The organism is Pseudonocardia sp. Ae505_Ps2, from assembly GCF_001932425.1.
Taxonomy (GTDB): Bacteria; Actinomycetota; Actinomycetes; order Mycobacteriales; family Pseudonocardiaceae; genus Pseudonocardia.
Genome location: NZ_MCIP01000001.1, coordinates 277,790 through 296,521 on the forward strand (window position 1 = coordinate 277,790; position 18,732 = coordinate 296,521).

10 protein-coding genes are annotated in these 18,732 nt (G+C 74.7%); 4 read left to right on the plus strand and 6 right to left on the minus strand.

What is annotated here, in order from left to right:
- Positions 1–2: 2 nt before the first annotated feature.
- From Ae505Ps2_RS01150 to Ae505Ps2_RS01165, 4 genes are all read right to left on the minus strand, one after another.
- Positions 3–2,411, minus strand: a complete 2,409-nt coding sequence (locus Ae505Ps2_RS01150) for a hypothetical protein (protein WP_139320110.1) — start codon at positions 2,409–2,411, stop codon at positions 3–5.
- Between the two features lie 153 nt (positions 2,412–2,564).
- Complete coding sequence (locus Ae505Ps2_RS33000) at positions 2,565–4,256, minus strand: MinD/ParA family protein (RefSeq protein WP_249265198.1); 1,692 nt, start codon at positions 4,254–4,256, stop codon at positions 2,565–2,567.
- Between the two features lie 16 nt (positions 4,257–4,272).
- The gene (locus Ae505Ps2_RS30105) at positions 4,273–6,279 is read right to left on the minus strand and encodes a hypothetical protein (protein ID WP_139320112.1); all 2,007 of its coding nucleotides are present in this window, start codon (positions 6,277–6,279) and stop codon (positions 4,273–4,275) included.
- Positions 6,280–6,449: 170 nt separating this feature from the next.
- Positions 6,450–7,220 (minus strand): ABC transporter ATP-binding protein, encoded by a 771-nt coding sequence (locus tag Ae505Ps2_RS01165; protein ID WP_083695224.1) that lies wholly within the window; start codon positions 7,218–7,220, stop codon positions 6,450–6,452.
- Between the two features lie 88 nt (positions 7,221–7,308).
- Between Ae505Ps2_RS01165 and glgX the strand changes: the two genes are divergently transcribed.
- Both glgX and Ae505Ps2_RS01175 read left to right on the plus strand, forming a co-directional pair.
- A complete protein-coding gene (gene glgX, locus Ae505Ps2_RS01170) occupies positions 7,309–9,327 on the plus strand; it encodes a glycogen debranching protein GlgX (protein ID WP_075553343.1) in 2,019 nt (672 codons plus the stop codon).
- A gap of 59 nt (positions 9,328–9,386) precedes the next feature.
- Positions 9,387–9,614, plus strand: coding sequence for a zinc ribbon domain-containing protein (locus tag Ae505Ps2_RS01175; protein WP_075553344.1), 228 nt, complete (start codon positions 9,387–9,389; stop codon positions 9,612–9,614).
- A gap of 143 nt (positions 9,615–9,757) precedes the next feature.
- On the opposite strand, the gene glgP is transcribed toward Ae505Ps2_RS01175, so the two are convergent.
- Positions 9,758–12,340: an alpha-glucan family phosphorylase gene (glgP, locus tag Ae505Ps2_RS01180; protein WP_075334337.1), complete on the minus strand. Its 2,583-nt coding sequence runs from the start codon at positions 12,338–12,340 to the stop codon at positions 9,758–9,760.
- A 258-nt stretch (positions 12,341–12,598) separates the two neighbouring features.
- Between glgP and Ae505Ps2_RS01185 the strand changes: the two genes are divergently transcribed.
- The gene (locus tag Ae505Ps2_RS01185; RefSeq protein ID WP_075312885.1) at positions 12,599–14,590 is read left to right on the plus strand and encodes an alpha-1,4-glucan--maltose-1-phosphate maltosyltransferase; all 1,992 of its coding nucleotides are present in this window, start codon (positions 12,599–12,601) and stop codon (positions 14,588–14,590) included.
- Positions 14,591–14,652: 62 nt separating this feature from the next.
- Here the strand turns inward: Ae505Ps2_RS01185 and treS are convergent, their stop codons facing one another.
- Positions 14,653–16,971, minus strand: a complete 2,319-nt coding sequence (gene treS, locus Ae505Ps2_RS01190; RefSeq protein WP_249265199.1) for a maltose alpha-D-glucosyltransferase — start codon at positions 16,969–16,971, stop codon at positions 14,653–14,655.
- A 393-nt stretch (positions 16,972–17,364) separates the two neighbouring features.
- Between treS and Ae505Ps2_RS01195 the strand changes: the two genes are divergently transcribed.
- A complete protein-coding gene (locus Ae505Ps2_RS01195) occupies positions 17,365–18,723 on the plus strand; it encodes an aminoglycoside phosphotransferase (protein WP_249265200.1) in 1,359 nt (452 codons plus the stop codon).
- Positions 18,724–18,732 lie beyond the last annotated feature (9 nt).

Sequence of the window (18,732 nt, forward strand, 5' to 3'; positions counted from 1 at the left end):
CCTCACGACGCGGCGGCCGAGTCGCCGGTCGCGCCCGCGTCGACCGTGAGGAGCGGGACGGTGAGGCGTCGGACCAGATCCGGGTCCTCCACCGTCCGCAGCACCATCCGGCGGCGACGCTCCAGGGCCCGCTCCAGTCGGGTCAGCGCCGCCTGGTCGCGCTCGCCGATCCGGGTCTCCTCGGTGCCACCGGTGCCCTCGCCCTCGTCCGCGCCGAGCTCTCGGACGAGAAGGGCGAGGCGCGGGGCCACCGGCCCGCCGTCGACGTCCTGGGGTGCGGGCGCATCCCGCACGCCGATGGTCCGGAACCGCGTACCGGCCTGGAAGACGACCTCGGCGACGGGGCGGCCCGCGACGAGCTCGCTCGTGCGGCGCGCCGTGGTCGGCCAGATGAGGACGTCGTACCCGGCGTCGGGGACGGTCACGTCGAGCTCGCCGGTGGCACTGAGGAAACCCGGTTCGGCGAGCGTCCCGCCCACCACGGTGTGGTCCGACGGCGGTTGCGGCGCCTGCCCCTGGCGCAGCACCGGGCGCCGGTGCGTCGGGAGGCGACGCAGCCCGGAGACCAGGCAGGCCAGCTGCCCCTCCGGCAGGTCGCGGCGGCCGGCGCGGACGCCCTCGTTGACGGCGCCTCCGCCACGGTCGCCGTCGCCGAGGTGCAGGCACACCGCGGCCAGGTCGGTCTTGACACCGGACGCGTCCCCGGTGCGCAGCGACGGCCAGGACGCCAGCGCAGCGTTGACCGTCGCCAGGGCCTCGGTGTACTGGTCCCCGGCGGCGGCGACGAACCGTTCGCGTTCCTTGCCCGTGCTGGGCCGGTCCTCGACGACGAGCGGTGGCAGCTCGGGTGGCCCGGCCCGGTCGGCGGGCCCGGTCGTGGCCGCGGGGGCCGTGTCCCCGGCACCGGGACCGTCGGCGGCGTGGTTCCCGGTGACGGGGCCGGTCGGCCCGACGTCGGCGGCGGGTCCCGTGGGCACGACGTCGTCGGCCGGGGGCGGGGCCGCACCGCCGGTCGCGCCGTCGCCGGCCTCCGACGGCTGCGGTGTGTCACCGAGGGTCGGGTGGCCGCCGGGGGTGGACGGTTCCGCGACGGCCGGGACGGGCATCGGGCGGCCGGCCGACTCGACCCGCAGGTCGGGCACGGTGGTGTCCCAGCTCGCCGGGGCCGGCCGGGGCAGCAGGCCGAGGGAGACGGCGCGGTCGGCGTCCTCCGGGGTGGCCCAGACCCCGCGGAGCCGGACCCGGTGGCGGGCGCGGCGCTCGTCGTCGAGGGAGTCGACGAGCGACCGAGCGGCGGCGAGGAGCTCCGCCCCGACGGGCTCGCCGTCGTGGCCGAGGTGGAGGGTCCAGACCGTCGGGTCGTGGGGATCGGCCGGCGCCGGCCCGGCGTCCCCGGCACCGAGGACCAGGCCCGAGGGGACGACCGTGGCGACGGCGTCGCCACGGACGTAGCCGCAGCCCCGCGCGGTCCACCCGGCGGGTGGGAGGCCGACCGACAGCACCTCCTGCCCCCCGTCGAGGCGTTGGCGCAGCACCGTCGGGAAGGGACGCATCCGGGTCTCCCGCCCGGGTTCGACGGCGAAGGTCTCCACCCCCGACGACGTCCGCAGCGCGACACCGGTACCCAGGGCGAAGTCGGTGCCGAGCGCCTCCCCCAGGGCCGCCGGGAACCCGTCGGTGAGCGCTGCGGGGGTGAGCGGCGCGACCAGGACGGGGCCGTCGGAGGTGATCGTCCGCGCGGCGGCGGCGACCGCCTCCGGCGACGGGACGGCACCGGCGCCGCCGACGAGCAGCTGCACGAAACGTCGGTCGAGAACGGCACGCAGCGCCACGTCGTCGTCCCCGGGGCCCTCCTCCGGCGCGGGGAGGCCGCGGACCGCGAGGCCGGCGGGCACCGGCTCGACGGCCGCGCCCTCGACGACCGTGGGCTCGTCGGGCAGCGCGCCCTCCCAGTCCGGGCGCGGGAAGCGGGTGCCGTGCGCCTGCGGGGCCACCCCCGGTGCGAAACGCACCCATCCCGCGCCGCCGACCGTGGGGCCGGTGAGGATGCCGGACCCGACGGAGAAACGCATGGCCCCCGACGGGGCGACGAGCGCGACACCGGTGGCGTCGACGACCTGTTGCAGCCTGGCACCCAGGGCGGCGATGTCGGTGACCGCGAGCCACAGCTCGCCGTCGGCACCCGCGGGGCCGGACATCACCTCGCGCAGCAGCCCGAGGAGCTCCGCCGCGAGGCCCGACCGGCGGTAGGCCGTCCCGACCAGCATGACGAGCGGCGGCCCCGACGGGCCCAGGCCGGACAGGAACCCGCGCTCCCGGGACGCCTCGGTCCCGTCGGCGATCAGGACGTGCGGCCCGACCAGGGTTGCGACCAGGGGGTCCACGACGGACTCGGCCCGGGCGTCGGTCACCGGTCCCACCTCGCTCTCCTCGGGCACGCGCGCACCGCCCCCGGCGGGACGGACCCGATCCACCGTCGATCATGGCCAGGCCGGTCCCGCGGTGTGCCTCCGTGCGTCGCGCGGCCACCGAACACAGGGGTTTCCCCCGTCGACGGCCGGTGCTCAGCCCTCGAAACCGTCGGTGATCCGGGCGGCGAGCAGGAGGACCGCGTCGACGGTGGCCGGCGCCAGCCGGGCCAGGTCGATCCGGCCACCGTGCGCGAGGTGCTGGTCGAACGGCAGCTCCACGACGGCGCGGACACGCGACTCGAAGTGCCTGCGGACCACGTCCCGGTCGATCTCCCGGCTCCACCGGTCCTGGGAGAGCACGACGACCGCCTGCTCGGCGAGCGCGGAGAACCCGTGCCCGTGGAGCCAGTCCAGGGTCCTCGACGCCCGCGTCGCCCCGTCCACGGTCGGGGTCCCCACGACGACGAGCGCGTCGGCCAGCGTCAGCGTCCCCTCCATCGCCGAGTGCACCAGCCCGGTGCCCGAGTCGGTGACGAGCACGTTGGCGAACCGGCCGATCAGCCCGCAGACCGCCTCGTACTCCTCCCGGCTGAACGACTCCCCCGCCGCCGGATCCTGCTCCGAGGCGATGACCCGCAGGCGTCCGGCCAGGCTGCTGAAGCGGTCGAGATCGTGGACCGACGACGCGTGCGCGGCGCCCGCGAGCAGCTCCCGGACCGTCGCGGAGGTGTCGCCGGTGAGCCGGTCCGCCAGGGTGCCCGCGTCGGGGTTGGCGTCGAGGGCGACGATCCGGTCGCCGCGGTTCTCCGCCAGCACCAGCCCCAGCAACGCCGAGACGGTCGTCTTGCCGACGCCGCCCTTGATCGAGGCGACCGCGATCCTGCGGACCCCGGCCAGCGGTCGACGGATCTGCTGGATGAGGTCCTGCCGGGCGAGCTGCGCCGGGGACGGCCCGGGGTTGTAGCGGCCCGCGGTGACGGCGTAGACGCCGCGACGCCAGCCGTGCATCGGCTGGTCCCCGGCGTAGCGGATCGGGGCGTTCGGCGCGACGGGCCGGACCGGACCGGCGTGCTCGACCGGCAGCGGGACCGGTGCGGGCCTCGTCCCGGCGGGCGGCGCGGGCCGTCGCGGCCGCGGCGGCGTGTCCGGGTGCTGCGGGACCGAGCGCGGCCGCCTCGGGCCGGGCGGCGGTCCGTCCGTCGACGCGGCGGTCGGCCGGGACGACGGATGCGCCCGACCGCGTGGCGGTGTCCGCCGGTCGGCCCCGTCACGGGGCACCGGACCGGTCGCGGAGCCGGTCCCCACCGGTGGGGTGGTGCTCCCGCCGGAGGGGGTGGTGGGGCCGGTGACCACCGGGATCGCCGTCGTCGCGGGGGTCGCGGGGGTCGCGGGGGTCGCGGGGGTCGCGGGGGTCGCGGTCTCCCCGGTCGCACTTCCCGTCCGCTCGGGGGACCTCGGCGGAGCCGCCTGCGGCGTCACCCGCAGGGCACGGGTCTCCGGATCGGCCGCGTCCCCGGCTCCCGCCTGCGGCCCGGGGGACCCGGCCGTCGTCGTGGTGTCCCGGACCGGCGCACCGATGTCGGCAGAGTCGCGGACCGGCGCACCGATGTCGGCGGAATCGCGGCCCGGGGGCGGGAGGAGGTCCGGCGCCGACGACGGGGCAGGGGGTGGCTGGACCGGCGGATCCGTCTCCGGACCGGCCCCGGGAGCCGGGCCGGAGACCTGTCCGGCTCCTCCGGTGGACCCGCTCGGGCGCCCCGCGTCCCAGGTCACCGTCCAGTCGACGGGCACCCACTCGTCGGTGGCATCGCCCGTCGCCGGGTCCTGCGCCGTCCGGTCCTGCACAGTCCGGCCTCCGTCCTCAGCCGACCGACACCTCGGTCGACCTCACCGACGAGGGGTCGACCGGCTCGTCCAGGGACACGGTCACCGAGGAACCGCTGATCGTCTTCGTCGCGGACGTGCCGCCGTCGTCGGTGCTCACGGTGACGTGAGCGGTACGGCCCGAGCAGTGCTCGTCGAATCCGGAGATGCGGACGGCCGTCACCTTGCCCTCGTCGTTCTGCTTCACCGAGACCGACAGCGACGACGCGTCGGTGGAGCACTGCTCCGAGGCCTGCTGCTCCTCGGCCTGCTGCCGCGCGGCACGCTCCTCGGCCGCCTGCCGTTCGGCTGCCCGCTGCTCGGCTGCCCGCTGCTCGGCCGCCTCCTGCGCGGCGGCCCTGCGCTCCGCGGCCTTCCGCTCGGCGGCCTTCTGCTCGGCGGCCTTCTGCTCAGCGGCCTTCTGCTCAGCGGCCTTCTGCTCGGCCGCCTTCTGCTCGGCCGCCTTCTGCTCGGCCGCCTTCTGCTCGGCTGCCTCTCGCTCGGCGGCCTGCTGCTGGGCGGCCTGCTGCTGGGCGGCCTGCTGCTGGGCGGCCTGCTGCTGGGCGGCCTGCTGCTGGGCGGCCTGCTGCTGGGCGGCCTGCTGCTGGGCCAGCATGAACTCGACCGCCTGCTGCTCGATAGCGCGGTCGGTCCCCTCCCCGGCACGCGGGAGGGCGACCCCGGCCGGGCCGGCCGCGTCCTGGGTGGCCACCTCCGCGGCGGTCCGGGTCGGCGTCGCGTCGTCCGCGGCGGAGCCGGTGGGGGTCCGGGCGGACGCGCCGTCGACACCGGGCGCGCGCTCCGACCGACCGGCGACGGCGGCCCCGCGGGACGGCGCCTGCGCGACCAGCTCGGACAACCGCCCGCGCTCGGTCGCCCCGGCCGACATCCGCGCGATCCACTGGTCGGCGAGCGAGAGCGCCTCCCGCTCCGAGACCTCCTCGGGTGCGGCGGCCACCGGAGCGGACTGCGGCGTGCCCTCCGCGGCGGGTGTCCCCTCCTCCGGCGCGGGATCGCTCGACGACGGTGCGGGCTGCGCGAGAACGGGCTGTTCCGGAGCGGATTGCGCCGGTGCGGGCTGTGCCGGTGCAGGCTGTGACGGTGCGGGCTGCTCGGGAGCGGGCTGTGCCGGGTCGGACTGGACCGGTGCGGCCTGCTGTGTGCCCTCGGCCACGGGCTCCTCCGTCTGCTGCGGCGAGCCGCTCTCCGCCGGGGCAGCGGGCTCGGGCAGCACGCCCAACGCGGTGAGGGCCTCGGCGACCTCCGCCTGCCGGGCGGAACCGGTCGGCACGTCCGCGGCCCCCTCGGACGTCGCGGAACCGGACGCCTCGGACGGCCGCTCAGCGGCGACGAGGGACGTGACGGGGGTGGCGGCGGAGTCCACGGACTCCACGGGCCGGTCGAGCGTCGTCGCGACGGCCCCGCCCACGGTGTCGGTGGCGTCTCCGGCGGACGCGGCCACGGTGTCGGTGGCCTCTCCGGCCGACTCGGCCACCGGCGTCACGACCTCGCGCACGGGTGCTGCCGGCGCTGGCAGCGAGACCGGAGCCGACGCCACGGGGACCGGCAGCGCGACGGGCGCGGCGGCCACCGGTGCGGACGCCACGACCGGGCCGAGCACGGACGGCGCCGACGGCACCGCGGGCAGCAGCGTCTCGGGGGCCACGACCTCCGGCTCGTCGACACCGACGCCGTCGAGCGAGGGCAGCTTCGGCTCCGCCGCGGCCGACGGGGTCGGAGCGGGCTCCGGCGCGGACTCCGGAGCGGCATCGCGCGACGCCCGGATCTCCGCGTCGTCCGGCTGCAGCGCCTCGTTCCGCTGTCCCGCTGCCCAGGCGGCCCACTCCTCGGTGGAGTCGCCGGTCTCCCCGGCCGGTGCACCGGCGACGGCCGCCCCGAACACCCCGACGGCGGTGAGCGCGGTCAGTCCCACGACCAGTGACTGCCGAGGGGCCGCAGTGCGGCGCTGGGGCCGCGTGGGGTCGTCGCGTCGGGGAGCCGACATCGGTGCACCTTCCGTCCGGTCGTCGTGCCGGCCGGGTTCTCCGGCCCGCAGCTGACCACGACCATCGCGCGCGACCGGCCCGGAGGTACCTCGGGAAGACGCCGAACGGCCCATCCCGAGGAAGATCCCTCGCCAACCGGCGCCTCCCCCACTGCCCGCGTCGCGGGGGGTCAGTCGCGCCGGTAGGCGGTGAACCGTCCGTTGCCACGACGCTCGACGGTCAGCGGCAGCCCGAACGTCTCCGACAGCGGCTCGGAGGTCATGACCTCGTCCAGGAGCCCCGCGGCGACGACACGCCCCTCGCGCAGCAGCAGACCGTGGCTGTAGTTCGGCGGGATCTCCTCGACGTGGTGGGTGACCAGCACCGACGCCGGGGCGTACGGGTCGTCGGCGAGATCGGCGAGCCGGGTGACGAGGTCCTCGCGGCCCCCGAGGTCCAGCCCGGCGGCGGGCTCGTCGAGCAGCAGCAGCTCCGGGTCGGTCATCAGCGCGCGGGCGATCAGGGTGCGCTTGCGCTCGCCCTCGGACAGCGTGCCGTAGGCGCGCCCGGCCAGCGGGCCCATCCCGAGCTGGTCCAGCAGCTGCCGGGCCCGGCCGGTGTCGTCGTTCTCGTACTCCTCGCGCCAGCGACCGAGCACGCCGTACCCGGCGGAGACGACGACGTCGGAGACGATCTCGTCGCCCGGGATGCGCACACCCAGGTTGGCCGAGGTGAGGCCGATCCGGGTGCGGAGCTCGAACACGTTGACCCGGCCCATCCGCTCGCCGAGCACGAAGACGGTGCCCGAGGTCGGGTGCAGCTCGGCACCGGCCAGGCGCAGCAGGGTGGTCTTGCCGGCGCCGTTGGGGCCGAGCACGACCCAGCGCTCGTCGAGCTCGACCCGCCAGTCGACGGCGTCGAGGAGCACGGTGTCACCACGACGGACGGTGGCGGCGTCCATACCGACGACCAGATCCTCGTCGTCGATCTCTGTGACACCGGGCGCGGCGGGGGTTCGGGGCGAAGTCACCCCCCTATCCTGGCCGATCGTGCCTGTCTTCCCCCTCGGTGCCCACCCCGACGACCACGGGACCCGCTTCGCGGTCGCCACCACCAGCGCCGAGACCGTCGAGGTCTGCCTGGTCGACGGCTCCGACACCGACGGCGAGGAGCTCACCGAGCGCCGGGTGGAGCTGCGCGAGCACACCTTCGGCGTGTGGCACGGCCACGTCCCCGGTGTGCGCCCCGGCCAGCGCTACGGCTACCGGGTGCACGGTGAGTACCGGCCGTTCCACGGTCTGCGTGCGAACCCGAACAAGATCCTCGTCGACCCCTATGCGGCGCGGATCACCGGCACCGTCACCGACCTCGTCGCCGCCCGCGGGTGGGACGGCGACCCGATGTCGGGGCGGCCCAGCACCGTCGACTCGCTCGGCTCGGTGCCGCTGTCGGTCGTCACCTCGACCGACCTCGCGCCGCGCCCGTCCCGGCCGGACGTGCCGTGGTCGGAGACGGTGATCTCGGAGATCCACGTGCGCGGCTGGACCCGGCTGCACCCGGAGGTGCCCGAGGCCCACCGTGGCACCTACCTCGGCCTGGCGCACCCCGCGGTGATCGCGCAGCTGCAGCGGACCGGGGTGACGGCCGTCGAGCTGCTGCCGGTGCAGGCGAACGCGCCGGAACCGTCGCTGCTGGAGCGGGGCGCGTCGAACTACTGGGGCTACGCGACGCTCGGGTTCCTCGCCCCGCACGCGGGCTATGCCAGCGACCCCGGCAACGAGGTCGCGGAGTTCCGCTACCTCGTCGACACCCTGCACGCGGCCGGGATCGAGGTCATCCTCGACGTCGTCCCCAACCACACCTGCGAGGGCGGGGTCGGCGGCACCACGCTGTCCTACCGCGGCCTCGACGCGCCGGCCTACTACTCGCTCGGCGGGTCCGGGCACGACGCCGACATCACCGGCACCGGCAACACCCTCGACGCCGGCTCCCCCACGGTGATCCGGCTCGTCTGCGACGCCATGCGGCACTGGGTGCACGCCTACGGCGTCGACGGGTTCCGGATCGACCTCGCCTCGGTGCTCGGCCGGCCGCGGTCGGGGCCGTTCTCCCCGGACTCGGCGCTGCTCACCGCGATCGCGCAGGACCCGACGCTGTCGACGACCAAGCTGATCGCCGAGCCGTGGGACGCCACCGGCGAGGGCTACCGGGTCGGCGGGTTCGGCGTCGCCTGGTCGGAGTGGAACGGCCGCTACCGCGACGCGGTGCGCGACTTCTGGCGCGGCCACGGCGGCGTCGCCGAGCTGGCGTCGCGGCTGACCGGCAGCTCCGACATCTACCAGCTGTCCGGACGCCGCCCGTGGGCCTCGGTGAACTTCGTGACCGCGCACGACGGCTTCACCCTGCGCGACCTCCTCTCCTACGAGCGCAAGCACAACGAGGGCAACGGCGAGGACAACCGCGACGGCACCGACGACAACCGCTCGCAGAACCACGGCGTCGAGGGCGAGACCGACGACGCGGGCGTCCGCGCCGCCCGCATCGCCACCGCCCGGGCGATGATGGCGACGCTGCTGCTGTCGATCGGCACGCCGATGATCACCGGCGGCGACGAGCGCTGGCGGACCCAGGGCGGCAACAACAACGCCTACTGCCGCGACGACGAGACGTCCTGGGTCGACTGGACCACCACCGACGAGACCACCGCGATGGAGGCGTTCACCGGACGCGTCGCCGCGCTGCGCCGGGAGTCGCCGGTGCTGCACCGCGACCAGTTCTACGTCGACGGCGAGGTCCTCTGGTGGGACCCGTCCGGGCGCCCGATGGAGCCCGGAGACTGGCACGACGGGGGCCGCCGCACTCTGGTCGTACTGCTGGCCGACTACTGGCTGCTGGCCCTGCACGCCGGGGAGGAGCCCGTCGACTGCGTGCTGCCCGCCGAACACGGCTTCGACCCGGTACTGGACTCCACGACGCCCGACGGCACCCCCGCCGACACCGCGCCGGTCGACGCGGGCGCGACGATCGTCCTGCCGCCCCGCTCGGTGCGCCTGCTGCGGAGCCGCTGACCACCGCACCCTCACCGCGAGGGCTGGGAGCGGCGCGGCCCGCGGCGTAGGCTCCGCGCATGCCGCGCTACGAGTTCCGCTGCCGCGAGTGCAGCACGACGTTCGAGGTCGAACGGCCGATGGCCGCGTCGTCGGACCCGGCGGACTGCCCGCACGGGCACGCGGACACCGTGAAGCTGCTGTCGACGATCGCGCTCGGCGACCGGTCCGGTGCCGCGCCCCGGCCCGCGATGGCGCCGGCCGGTGGCGGCGGGGGCTGCTGCGGCAGCGGGTGCTGCGGCGGCTGAGGTGTACGTCCCGCGGCACGGCGAGGTGGCGGGCGCTCATCCCCCACTCGACGTCTGTGGTTCCTGAGCACGACCGCCCTCGACACGACCGGACGACCTCCGCCCGCTGAGCGGGTCCGCCGCCGGGGACGGACCCGCCGGGCTCAGCCCGCCAGGACGATCCGCCCCAGCTCGACCGACGACGCCAGGTGCGCGTGGTGCGGCAGCACCCGCACCGTGTACCCGGTGAGCCCCGCGTGCGGCAGCGGCACGGCGACCTCCCAGGACCCGTCACCGCGGTGCTGCATCGCGACGGTCACCGGGTCCGCCAGCTCGTCGGAGGTGTCGACCCGCCCGACGACGGCCTCGACCGTCACGTCCGACGGGTCCAGCCCGGCCAGGTCCACCCCCGCCCGGACCGTCATCGGCGACCCGACGACCGGGGTGTCGGGCAGCCCGGACGCGTCGACGCCGGTGATCCGGACGTGGTTCCACGCCTTGTCCAGCCGGGCCCGGAACAGCGCGATGTCGCGGGCGACGGCGTAGTCCGACGCGGCCGCGTCGGCAGCGGCGCGGGCGGCCGGGGTGTACCAGTCCTGCACGTACTCCCGCACCATCCGGGTGGCCTGCACCTTCGGCCGCAGGGTGGTGAGGGTGTGGCGGACCATCTCGACCCAGCGGTGCGGGACGCCGTCGACGCGGTCGTAGAACGCCGGGCCGACCTGGGTGGCGATGAGCTCGTAGAGTGCGTTCGCCTCGAGGTCGTCGCGCCGGGTCGGGTCCTCGACGCCGTCCGCGGTGGGGATCGCCCAGCCGTTGGCGCCGTCGTAGAACTCGTCCCACCAGCCGTCGCGGATGGACAGGTTCAGCCCGCCGTTGAGCGCGGACTTCATGCCCGAGGTGCCGCAGGCCTCCAGCGGGCGCAGCGGGTTGTTCAGCCAGACGTCGCAGCCCCAGTAGAGGTAGCGCGCCATCGACATGTCGTAGTCGGGCAGGAACACGATGCGGTGGCGCACGCCGGCGTCGTCGGCGAAGCGCACGATCTGCTGGATGAGCGCCTTGCCGCCGTCGTCGGCGGGGTGCGACTTCCCCGCGACGACGAGCTGCACCGGCTGCTGCGGGTCGAGCAGCAGGCTGCGGAGCCGGTCGGCGTCGCGCAGCATCAGGGTGAGCCGCTTGTAGGTGGGGACCCGGCGGGCGAAGCCGACGGTGAGCACGTCGCGGTCGAAAACGTGGTCGGTCCAGCCCAGCTCCGGCTCGGAGGCGCCCCGCTCCAGCCAGGCGGCGCGGACCCGGCGACGGACCTCGTCGACCAGCCGGGACCGCAGCGTGTTGCGCAGCCCCCAGACCTCGGCGTCGGACACGTCGGCGGCGCTGCTGCCCGGCTCGCCGAGCATCTCGGTGACCTGGTGGGCCTCCCAGGTGGGACCGTGCACGCCGTTGGTGACCGAGCCGATCGGCACCTCGTCGCGGTCGAACCCGGCCCACAGCCCGCCGAACATCTCCCGGGAGACGCTGCCGTGCAGCCGCGAGACGCCGTTCGCCCGCTGGGCCAGGCGCAGGCCCATGTGCGCCATGTTGAACGTCTCGGGATCCTCCTCGGCGCCCAGCGCGAGGAGCCGGTCGGTCGGCAGGCCCGGCAGCAGCCGGTCAGTGAGGTAGTGCCGCACGAGGTCCAGGCCGAACCGGTCGATGCCCGCGGGCACCGGGGTGTGGGTGGTGAACACCGTGCCCGCACGGACGGCGGCGAGCGCCTCGTCGAAGTCCAGCCCGCCGGACGACGCCGACGCCGTCGCGGGGCCCGCGCCGTTCGACGTCACGGCCGAGCCGGTGCACAGCTCGCGGATCCGCTCACAGCCGAGGAACCCGGCGTGCCCCTCGTTGGTGTGGAACACCTCCGGCGTCGGGTGCCCGGTGAGCCGGCAGAACGCGCGGACCGCACGGACCCCGCCGACGCCGATCAGGATCTCCTGCTGGATGCGGTGGTTCTGGTCGCCGCCGTAGAGCCGGTCGGTCACCCCGCGCAGGTCCGCCCCGCCACCGGCGTCGGAGCTCTCCGCGGCGTTCTCGGCGATGTCGGTGTCGAGCAGCAGCAGCGGGACCCGCCCGACCGCGGCCTGCCAGATCCGCGCGTGCAGCGTGCGGTCCCCCGGCATCGCGACCTCGACGAGCTCCGGCGCGCCGGAGGGGTCGGTGAGCAGCTGCAGCGGCAGCCCCTGCGGGTCGATCGCCGGATAGTGCTCGAGCTGCCAGCCGTCGAGCGACAGCGACTGGCGGAAGTACCCCGACCGGTACAGCAGCCCCACCGCGACGAGCGGGACGCCCAGGTCGGAGGCGGCCTTGAGGTGGTCACCGGCGAGCACGCCGAGCCCGCCGGAGTAGTTCGGCAGCACCTCCGAGACGCCGAACTCCATCGAGAAGTACGCGACCGCCGACGGCCTGTCCGCGCCGGCCTCGGCGTACCAGCGCGGCTCGGACAGGTAGGTCTCCAGCTCCGCGGCCCGCTCGGCGACCTCGGCGGCGACCGCCTCGTCCGCGGCGAGCTCGGCCAGCCGCGCGGTGGGGATCTCACCCAGCAGGCGGACCGGGTCGTGGCCGCAGGCGTCCCACGCGTCGGGGTCGAGGGAGGCGAACAGGTCCCGGGTCGGCGCGTGCCAGGTCCACCGCAGGTTCGTCGCCAGTGTCTGCAGCGGCGCGAGCGGAGCGGGGAGCTGGGCACGGACGGTGAAACGGCGGAGGGCTCTCACGGCCGCGAGGGTAGCCGGGAACACCGACACGCACGCGGCGTCCCGCCCGGCCGGGACGGGGTCTCACCGGTAGGGTCGCACTGCCGCGGGATCGGTGGGTCCGTGCACGTCGAATCGGTTCCGTCCACATCCGTTCCGATCCGTTCACGCCGATGGTCCCGCGGGTGTGGCGACAGGTGACGTGGCGGCGTCAGACTGGCCGTCTCGACTCTGGTGGGGACTTCTACCGACGGTGACAATTTCCTGGGGGTGCAGCCGATGACCGGTCGGCTCGGAATCGACGACGTGACCCCGTTCGTGCAGAGCGGAGACCCGGCGAAGGCCGTGGTCGGTGAGGTCGTCCCGATCCGGGCGACCGTGTGGCGGGAGGGACACGACGCCGTCGCGGCGAACGTCGTGTTCACCCCGCTGTCGGCCGACGGGACGCCGGGGGACGCGCAGTACGTGCGGATGCAGCCCGACGGGGTGGGCACCGACCGCTTCGTGGCCTGGGTCCGCCCCGACGCCGAGGGTCGCTGGACCTTCCGCGTCGACGCGTGGAGCGACCCGTGGGCGACCTGGCGCTCGGCGGTGGAGAAGAAGATCGCCGCGGGCCAGACGGCCGAGGAGCTGGCCAACGACCTCGAGATCGGCGCGCGGCTGCTCGCCAGGGTCGGGCGTCGCCCGGCCGAGTCCGAGAACCGCGACCTGCTGCTCGGCGCCGCGAACACGCTGCGGGACACCGCGCTGCCGCTGCGCGCGCGGGTCGCCCCGGCCCTGTTCGACGCCGTCGTCGCGATCATGACCGAGCGCCCCGTCCGGGAGCTCATCACCCGCGGCCCGGAGCGGACGATCTTCGTCGACCGGCCCCGTGCGCTGTACGGGTCCTGGTACGAGTTCTTCCCCCGCTCCACCGGCGGCCGCGACGAGACCGGCCGCCCGGTGCACGGCACGTTCGCGACGTCGTCGAAGGAGCTCGACCGCGTCGCGCGGATGGGCTTCGACGTCGTCTACCTGCCGCCGATCCACCCGGTCGGCACGGTGCACCGCAAGGGCCGCAACAACTCCACCCACGCCGAGCCGGGCGACGTCGGCTCCCCGTGGGCGATCGGCTCGGCCGCGGGCGGGCACGACGCGATCGACCCGGAGCTGGGCGACTTCGACGACTTCGACGCGTTCGTCGCGCGGGCGAACGAGCTCGGCATGGAGGTCGCGCTCGACCTGGCGCTGCAGTGCGCGCCCGACCACCCCTGGGTCACCGAGCACCCGGAGTGGTTCACCGTGCGCCCGGACGGGACGATCGCCTACGCGGAGAACCCGCCGAAGCGCTACCAGGACATCTATCCGCTCAACTTCGACCGCGACCCGGCCGGCATCTACGCCGAGTGCCTGCGCGTGGTGCTGAAGTGGGTCGAGCACGGGGTGAAGATCTTCCGGGTCGACAACCCGCACACCAAGCCGCCGAACTTCTGGCACTGGCTGATCTGGGAGGTCAAGCGGACCCACCCGGAGGTGCTGTTCCTGGCCGAGGCGTTCACCCGCCCGGCCCGGCTGTTCGGGCTGGCGCGGCTGGGCTTCACCCAGTCCTACACGTACTTCACGTGGCGGACCGAGGCCGAGGAGCTCGCCGACTTCGCGACGATGCACGCCGAGCACGCCGACGAGTGCCGCCCCAACCTGTTCACCAACACCCCGGACATCCTCCACGAGTCGCTGCAGACCGGTGGCCCGGCGATGTTCGCGATCCGGGCGACCCTGGCCGCGACGATGGCGCCCACCTGGGGCGTCTACTCCGGCTTCGAGCTGTACGAGGGCACCCCGGTCAAGCCGGGCAGCGAGGAGTACCTGGACTCGGAGAAGTACGAGCTGCGTCCGCGGGACTTCGAGTCCGCCCTGAACCAGGGCCGCTCGCTGGAGCCGTACCTGACCCGGCTCAACGAGATCCGCCGCGCCCACCCGGCGCTCCAGCAGCTGCGCGAGATCCACTTCCACGAGGTGGACAACACCAACATCATCGCGTTCTCCAAGCTGGACCCGTCCACCGGCGACCAGGTGCTGGTGGTGTGCACGCTGGACTCGCACGCGCCGCAGCAGGGCACCCTGAAGCTGGACATGCCGGCGCTGGGGCTGCGCTACACCGACGTCGTCGAGGTGCACGACGAGGTGTCGGGCGAGACCTACCGCTGGGGCGAGTACAACTTCGTGCGGCTGGTCCCGACCGACCACGTCGCGCACGTGATCGCGCTGCCGGCGCAGGCCCCGCTGCTCTGAGCCCCAACCCCTCGTCGCGTGAACGGGCCCCTCGTACGAGGGGCCCGTTCATGCGGTAGGGCTCAGGCGGCTCCCGCGTCCTCGGCCGGGGGCTCCAGGACGACGGCGGTCGCCCGGAACGGCGACATCCCGATCCGGAACCCGTTCAGGTCGTCGACGACCCCCAGGTCCTCGCCGGAGAACAGGTCGGTGACCGTCGCGCCCGGCGCCAGGTGCTCGGACCGGACGAACGCGTCCACCTGCTCGTCGGCGAAGTTCAGGACGGTCACGCTGGTCCGGTCGTCGTCGAGCAGGTGCACCATCACCAGCAGGCCGCGGTGCGACACGTCCGGCACGTCGACCTGGCGGGCCGTCGCCACCCCGGAGCGCTTGCGCACGGCCAGGATGGCCTGCATCTGGCGGACGAAGCTCGTCTCGTCGGCCAGCTGGTCGGGCAGCGACCCGTAGAGGCTGCGCCCGCGGGGCATGCCCGACGAGGACCGCTCGGCACCCGGCCGGCGTCCCATCAGGTCGTGCGCGGGCCGCGAGATCCACCGGGTGTCCCCGGAGTTCAGCAGGTCCGAGACCGACTCCGGCGGCAGCGTCAGCATCCCGAGCAGGTCCCAGCCCGACAGCGCGAAGACCCCGGGCTGGAAGGCGTTGAACATGACCAGCAGCAGGTGAACCCGCCGGATGCGCTCGACGTCGTCGGGCCCGATGTCGTCGAGCGCGGAGATGCCGAGCGACGCGGCGATGACGGTCGCGGTGGTGCAGGCGATCCCGTTGGTCGTGAAGATCAGGTTGTAGGGCGCGTCCGGCCCGGTGAGCACGTCGCACAGGTCGCGGCGGATCGTGTCGGCCAGGTCCCCGCCGCGCATCTCCTCACCGCGGAAGTGGAACAGCTCCTCGGTGTGCCCCGCGGTCCAGTGCACGAGCTCGTAGGTCAGCTCGTCGTGGTTCTGCAGCGCGTGCACCAGCGACGCCGGGTCGATGCCCAGGTCCAGCGCGGTGCGCAGGGTCAGCCGCAGGAACTCGGTGTCCGAGGTCGCGAGCGCGTGGTGGTAGGCGGGGCGGTTGATGAAGTCGTAGGACAGGTCCGCGCCCGCCTCGGAGGTGACCTTGATGTCGTCGACGGTCAGGTTCAGCTCCTGGAAGGTGAACCCGCCGACCTTGCGGACCATGCTCGCGATGAGGTGGTTCGCGGCCTCGGACAGCGGGTGGCCCTCGGACCAGCCGGGGTTGCCGGAGCCCGCCTTCTCCACGCCGAGGAAGCCGTTCGCGTCCAGGCGCAGCGCACCCGACCCGAGGTCGGCCAGCGAGTGCAGGGCGTCGCCGATGACCATCCGCATGCCCGCGAAGGTCGGGTCCAGCCAGTTGACCGACGGCTGGCCGTCCTTGAAGTAGTGCAGGTACACCCAGCGCCGTACGACGCCGTCGACGCCGGTGACCTCACCGGTCGCCGACCAGTTGGTCTCCTTCACGCCCTCGCGGTAGAAGATGACCCGCTGCAGCCGGCCGACGATGTAACCGGCCTTCTCCAGCGCCTCCTCGGTCGCGGCGTCGAGGTTGGCCGAGTCCTTCCCCGGCGGCACGTCGGGCAGCATCCCCCAGTCGGACGGTTCGATCTCGACCATGTGGTAGATGCCCGGGTAGTCGCCGTAGGCGAGCTCGGCGAGCCGGAAGTCCGGGCCCTTGCCGGTGTGGCCGGGGACGATGTCGTCGATGATCGTGCCGCCGTGCCAGGTGGCGGTCGCGCACATCGCGCGGAACTCCTCCTCGGTGCCGAAAGCCGGGTCGAGCTCGTTGGAGATGCGGTCGAAGTGGCCGTCGACGCTCGGGGTGGGCTGCCAGCCCGAGAGCCCGCCCGCCTTCTTCACCGGCCCGGTGTGGACGCCCTCGATGCCGATCGTCTCGAACGCCTGCCACAGCTCCTCGTCGCCGAGGGCGGCCAGGAACGACTCGCCCGAGGCGGTGATCAGCGAGATCGGGTAGGCGGTGAACCACACCGACGCCGTCTCGACCGCGTGTCGCGGCCCGGGGCTGGCGTAGGGGTTCTGCCACATCGAGCCCTGCCCGGAGAACTGGCGGGCCAGCTCGTCGGCGTGGCCGAGCATCGACTGGGACAGCAGCCACAACACGTAGACCGGGTTCTCCCCCGACGCCGGCCCGTCCTGGGCCACCGAGCGGCGCCGCACCGTGGACCGCACCCGGGCCCGGTGACGCAGCGTGCGCGGGCGTGCTTCGTGGTAGTACTCGACGAAGTTCACGTCCGGTGGCTCCGGGACGTGTTCGGCCTCGGCGGGCACCGGTTCGACGGCGGCGAGCGGATCGGCCGGGGTGATCCGGGCCTGGGTCTCCGGGATCGTCGGGGGGATGTCGGCCTTCGACTCTCGCTCGGTCACGCCGCCGGTCCTCCGGTCGCTCTGGGGGCAGGTCAGGGCAGGTACTGGGCACGTCGGGCCCACGGTGCGCCCTGCGACGGAGATCCGCACGCGGGCGCGTGCGCACCGTCGCGGGGTACCCGCGGGCACCACGTCCAGTATGGGTTTCCGGGCACGGGGATGCCGGACGGAAGCGCGATCACCGCCCGTGACCAACGGGTGGTCGATCCGACACGGACAGTACCGCCCACCCGACGTCCTGACCCGGCCGGGTCGGCCTGTCCCGGTTAGGGTTTTCACCTGCGGGCCCGGGGGGCTCCGCCCGGTGCTCCGACGTGGTGCGGGCGGTCCCCCGAGACGTCCGCGGTGGGTGTCACACGCCGGGCGGACGGCCCGGCAGGAGGGGGACGACGCGTGCGGCCGAGCGGAGCATCCGAGGACCTGACGACGCTCCCGGGGCTGTTGCGCGACTGGCTGCCCGGGCGTCGCTGGTTCGCCGAGAAGGGGCGCCCGCTGACCGGCGTCGCCGTCGCGGCACGGCACCCGCTGCCCACCGCGGAGGGCGTCACCCGGCTCGAGGTGCTGGTCCTCGCCGTGTCCTTCGCCGACGGCCCGGACCGGCACTACCAGCTGCTGCTGGCCCGTGCCCCGCACGCCCCGGTGGGGGCCGCACCGATCGGCGACCACGACGGGCAGGTCCTCTACGACGGCCTGCACGACCCGGCCGTCACCGCGCTGCTGCTGCGGCTGGTCGCCGAGGGCGCGACCGTCGGCGACCTGTCGTTCGTCCCCGAGCCGGGCGCCGTCCTGCCGCTGTCCGAGACCGGCCGCGTCGTCGACGCCGAGCAGTCCAACACCTCGGTCCGCTGGGGCGAGCGCTCCATCCTCAAGGTCTACCGGCGCCTGTCGCCGGGCCTGAACCCCGACCTGGAGCTGCACCGGGCGCTGCGCGCGGCCGGGTCGACCTCGGTCGCGGCGCTGCAGGGCGGGATCGAGGGCGTCCTCGACGGTGCGCCCGCCACCTTCGCGCTGCTGCAGGAGTTCGCCGCCGGCTCCCACGACGGGTGGGAACGGGCCACCGCGGCCGTGCGCGACCGGGTCGACTTCACCGGCGAGGCCCGCGCGCTCGGCGAGGCACTCGCCGACGTGCACGTCGCGCTGCGGGCCGAGCTCGGGACCAGCGAGGCCGACCCGCGTGAGCTGGCGGCGTACTGGACCCGGCGGTGCACCGAGATCGCCGACCAGGTGCCCGTGCTCGCCCCGCACGTGCCCGCCATCCGCGCCGTCTACGACGAGGTGGCCGCGCTGGGCGCGCCCGTCGTCGTGCAGCGGGTGCACGGCGACCTGCACCTCGGCCAGACCCTGCGCCGCCCGGACGGCCGCTGGCTGATCATCGACTTCGAGGGCGAGCCCGCCGCCTCCCCGCAGGAGCGGCGCGCGCCGGACTCCGCGGTGCGCGACGTCGTCGGGATGCTGTTCTCCTTCGACTACGCAGCCTTCCACCACCTGCTGACCCGGTCCGACACGCCCGAGGCAGGTCTCGGTTCGGACACCGCCGAGGCGCGCCTGGCTCACGACTGGTCGGCCGCGAACCGCGACGCGTTCTGCGCGGGCTACGCCGCCCGCGCCGGTGAGGACCCGCGCGCGCACGCCGCGCTGCTGCGGGCCTACGAGCTGGACAAGGCCGTCTACCAGGTGCTCTACGAGACCCGTAGCCGTCCGACCTGGCTGCCCATCCCGCTCGCCGCGATCGAGCGGGACACCACCGCGTAGCAACTCCGG

What these genes read in the sequence shown, in the direction of transcription:
- Ae505Ps2_RS30105 (WP_139320112.1), bottom strand. Translation starts at nt 6,279, where the DNA reads ATGTCGGCTCCCCGACGCGACGACCCCACGCGGCCCCAGCGCCGCACT.
- Ae505Ps2_RS01185 (WP_075312885.1), top strand. Translation starts at nt 12,599, where the DNA reads ATGACCGGTCGGCTCGGAATCGACGACGTGACCCCGTTCGTGCAGAGC.
- Ae505Ps2_RS01165 (WP_083695224.1), bottom strand. Translation starts at nt 7,220, where the DNA reads ATGGACGCCGCCACCGTCCGTCGTGGTGACACCGTGCTCCTCGACGCC.
- Ae505Ps2_RS01175 (WP_075553344.1), top strand. Translation starts at nt 9,387, where the DNA reads ATGCCGCGCTACGAGTTCCGCTGCCGCGAGTGCAGCACGACGTTCGAG.